Source organism: Actinophytocola sp., from assembly GCF_036002505.1.
Lineage (GTDB): Bacteria > Actinomycetota > Actinomycetes > Mycobacteriales > Pseudonocardiaceae > DASYTH01.
The window spans coordinates 1-3,676 of the sequence record NZ_DASYTH010000291.1 but is presented as its reverse complement, the minus strand read 5'-3'; the positions used below and the strand labels follow the sequence as shown (position 1 = coordinate 3,676).

The following is a 3,676-nucleotide window of genomic DNA, read 5'->3' as shown; positions in this document are numbered from 1 at the left end:
GACCAGGACCGCCACGCCGCGGCCGTGGCGTCCAGCGCAGCGGCGATCTCGGCCTGGCTGAACGCCCGGGGTGGTGGGCCGGGCAGCGGCGCCCAGTGCAGCGCGAACCGGATGGTCTGCCCGGCCCGCAAAGCGAGGGTGCCGGTGGCGGTACCGGCCTCGATGGTCAGCTCGACCGGGCTGGACAGCCTTGACGTGGACGGGCCGCCGTGGCCGGCCACGCCGCCGTCGCAGCTGGCCAGCAGCGGGGTGACCAGTCCGTACTCCGGGCGGGGCCGAAACTCCACGGCCACCTCGACCGCCCCGTCGGTGCAGGTCATCGAGCGGATCAGCAGGTGCGGCGCGGCGGCGCCCAGCGCGTGCGGATCGGCGTTGCCGCCGGTGGCGAGGGCGTCGGTGACCGTCACCGCGCCGGCGGCGGTCTGGAAGCGGGTCTGCAGCACCAGGGTGTCGGCGAGGTAGCCGCGGGTGGCGGTGTGCGGGCCGGTCGGGTGGATCGACCACCGGCCGGCGTCCGCGCCGGCGTCGGGGTCGAGCAACGCGGCGAACAGCGACGGGCTGTCAAACCGCGGAAAGCACAGCCAGTCCACCGACCCGTCCCGGGAGACCAGCGCCGCCGAGTGCCGGTCGGACAGCAGTGCGTAGTCCGCGATCGGCCTGCTTGCCATCACTGCACCGTAACCGTCGACCGCGGTGCTCAGGCCGGGTCCGGCGCGGGTGGGAAGTCCAGCTCGGTGCCGACGTAGTGGTTGAAGTAGTTGGTGAACATGTTGGCGATCAGGTACGCGAACAGTTCGGCCAGCTCTTCGACGCTCCAGCCGGCGTCGATGGCGTGCTGCCAGGTCGCCTCGTCGACCTCACCGACGCGGGTCACCGCCTGGCGGGCGACGGCCAGCAGCGCGTCGAGTTTCGGGTCGATCGGCTGGCCGAACCGGGCGGCGAGGGTCTCCTCGAGGCTCAGCCCGGCCCGCTGCCCGCCGGCGGTGTGCGCGGCCTGGCAGTAGCCGCAGTCGTCGGCGTGGGCGACGGCCAGGGCGATCGCCTCCCGGGTACGGGGGTCGAAGCTGCCGTGCTCGGCGATCGCGGCCTGGATACCGGCGTAGGCGGCCAGGACCACCGGGGCGTGGGCCATCTCGCCGTAGATGTTGAGGACCTTGCCGTAGCGTTCCCGCAGCGCCGCGAGCAGATCGCGGCTGGCCTTGGGTGCGCTATCCAGATCGTGTACCGGGACGCGGGGCATCGTCAGCCTCCTCCGATTCGTCGGTGTCGTCTCCTGTCGAGGATTGCCGGGTCTGCCCGGCGCGTTTGTGAGCGCGCACACGGTACGCGCGACCGGCGGCTATGAAGACTGTCACCGACCGCCGCTGAGGGTGCCTGGACGGTGCATTCGTGCGGTCGGTCGCCGGCGGCGGCGAGACGGTGCCCCTTCGTCGCCGTCGGCGACCCAGGCGCGGGGGCGGCCCGTTCGGTAGGTGGGTGGGTGCGCACCTGGTTGGGGTGGTGATGGGTGTGGGGTCGCGGGAGCGGCTGGTGGTGGTCGGCGGTGACGCGGCCGGGATGAGCGCGGCGTCGCAGGCGCGGCGGCGGCGTGACGGCGGCGGGTTGGAGATCGTGGTGTTTGAGCGGGGCAACTTCACCTCGTACTCGGCGTGCGGGATCCCGTACCTGGTCGGGGGTGTGGTGGCCGACCCGGGGCGGCTGATTGCCCGGGACCCGGACACGTTCCGGTCGGCGTTCGACATCGAGGTGTATCTGCGCCACGAGGTGACCGGGATCGACCTGGGCCGCCGCGCGGTGCGGGTGCGTGACCTCGATGGTGGCGGGCAGCGGTGGGAGGGCTTCGACCAGTTGATGGTGGCCACCGGCGCGGTGCCGGCCCGCCCGAGCCTGCCGGGCGCGGACGCGGCGGGTATCCATGGGGTGCAGGTCCTCGACGACGGGTTGGCGATCCGCCGGGTCCTCGACGGCCAGCGGCCCCGGCGGGCGGTGGTGGTCGGCGGCGGCTACATCGGGCTGGAGATGGCCGAGGCGCTGGTCATGCGCGGACTGCAGGTCGCGCTGGTGGACGCCGCACCGCAGCCGATGACAACCCTGGACGAGGACATGGGGGCACTCGTCGCCGACGCGCTACGCAAGGTCGGCGTCACCCTGCACCTGGGCGAGCGGGTCACCGGGTTCGACACCGCCGCCGGCCGGGTCCGGGCGGTGACCACCGCGAACCGGGTCCTGCCCGCCGAGCTGGTCATCCTCGGCCTGGGGGTACGGCCGAACACGGCGCTCGCCCGGTCAGCCGGGCTCGCGGTCGGAGCCACCGGCGGGATCATCACCGACCGGCGGATGCGCACCGAGGCGGCCGGGGTATGGGCCGCGGGTGACTGCGTGCAAACACGGCATCTGGTCTCCGGCGCGCCGGTGGCCATCGCGCTGGGCACGCACGCCAACAAGCAGGGCCGGGTGGCTGGCATCAACCTCGGCGGCGGGTACGCCACGTTCCCGGGCGTGGTCGGCACCGCGGTCTCGAAGATCTGCGGGGTGGAGGTGGCCCGCACCGGCCTTACGGAGGCGCAGGCGGTCCGGGCCGGGTTCGACCCGCTCGCCGTGGTGGTCGCCTCGACCACCCGCGCCGGCTACTACCCGGGCGCCGCCCCGATCAAAACCAAGATCGTCGCGGAGCGGCGGTCCGGGCGGCTCCTCGGCGCGCAGATCGTCGGCGAGGAGGGCGCGGCCAAACGCATCGACGGGCTGGCCATCGCGCTGTGGAACGGCATGACGGTCGAGGAGATGACCGGGCTGGACCTGGCGTACGCGCCGCCGTTCTCTCCGGTGTGGGATCCCGTCCTGATCGCCGCCCGCAAGGCCGCCGACCTGGTGGAGCGCACACCATGCCGGTGATCTGCTACATCGACTACACCTGCCCGTACTCCTACCGTGCCCGGCGGTGGCTGCGCGGCGTGGCGGCGGCCGGCGGCGACCTCGCCGTGTCCTGGCGGACCTTCAGCCTCAAGCAGGCCAACCGGGACCCCGACACCGCGTCGGTGTTCGCCGACCCGCGCACCGCCAGCGTGTCGGTGCTCGCCCTCGCGTTGGCCCACGCCGCCCGGGCCGCCGGCGCCGACGGGTTCCACGACGCGGTCTTCGACGCCCTGCACCGCGACCGCCGACGGCTGGACCCCGACGACCTGGCCGCCCTGGCCGAGGCCGCCGGTGTCGATACCGCCGCGTTCGACCGCGACCGTGCCCGGTGGCTACAGGCTGCAGCCGACGAACACCACGAGGCCGCGGCCCGCTACGGCGTGTTCGGCACGCCCACCCTGGTCTTCGACCCGCGGTCGGTGGTGTTCGTCAAGCTCGCAACCGCCCCGGCCGGGGTGCAGGCGCTGCGACTGTGGCGGGCACTGTGCACCCTGGCCCGCAGCCACCCCGAACTGGTCGAGATCAAACGACCGGCACCGGCCCGACGCGGGGAGCAGGCGTAGCCGTGGATCGGACGGTGTACTGGTTCACGCTGCCGGTGTGCGTGATCATCGCGTCGGTGGCGATGTTCAGCGGCATCAGCAGCGCGGCGCTGCTCACCCCCGTGTTCCTGATCGGGTTCCCGCTGGCGGGCGTGCCGCGGCTGTCGACGGTGACCGCGATCGCCGCGTCGCTGTTGCTGGAGACCTCCGGGTTCGGCGCC

At 73.5% G+C, this 3,676-nt stretch carries 5 protein-coding genes; 3 read left to right on the top strand and 2 right to left on the bottom strand.

The genetic code is table 11. From position 1 onward, the window contains the following. A partial coding sequence (locus tag VGR06_RS25255; protein ID WP_327561603.1) for a trehalase-like domain-containing protein occupies window positions 1–668 on the bottom strand: 668 nt, incomplete at its 3' end. 29 nt (window positions 669–697) lie between these two features. Further along, the gene (locus VGR06_RS25250; protein ID WP_327561602.1) at window positions 698–1,240 is read right to left on the bottom strand and encodes a carboxymuconolactone decarboxylase family protein; all 543 of its coding nucleotides are present in this window, start codon (window positions 1,238–1,240) and stop codon (window positions 698–700) included. A 263-nt stretch (window positions 1,241–1,503) separates the two neighbouring features. On the opposite strand from VGR06_RS25250, the gene VGR06_RS25245 reads away from it, so the two are divergent. From VGR06_RS25245 to VGR06_RS25235, 3 genes are all read left to right on the top strand, one after another. Beyond that, window positions 1,504–2,892: an FAD-dependent oxidoreductase gene (locus VGR06_RS25245; RefSeq protein ID WP_327561601.1), complete on the top strand. Its 1,389-nt coding sequence runs from the start codon at window positions 1,504–1,506 to the stop codon at window positions 2,890–2,892. After that, window positions 2,883–3,476 carry a DsbA family protein gene (locus VGR06_RS25240; protein WP_327561600.1) on the top strand — a complete coding sequence of 198 codons (594 nt, stop codon included), beginning with the start codon at window positions 2,883–2,885 and terminating at the stop codon, window positions 3,474–3,476. The genes VGR06_RS25245 and VGR06_RS25240 overlap by 10 nt, the downstream gene beginning before the upstream one ends. Window positions 3,477–3,478: 2 nt before the next feature. Next, a partial coding sequence (locus VGR06_RS25235) for a hypothetical protein (RefSeq protein ID WP_327561599.1) occupies window positions 3,479–3,676 on the top strand: 198 nt, incomplete at its 3' end.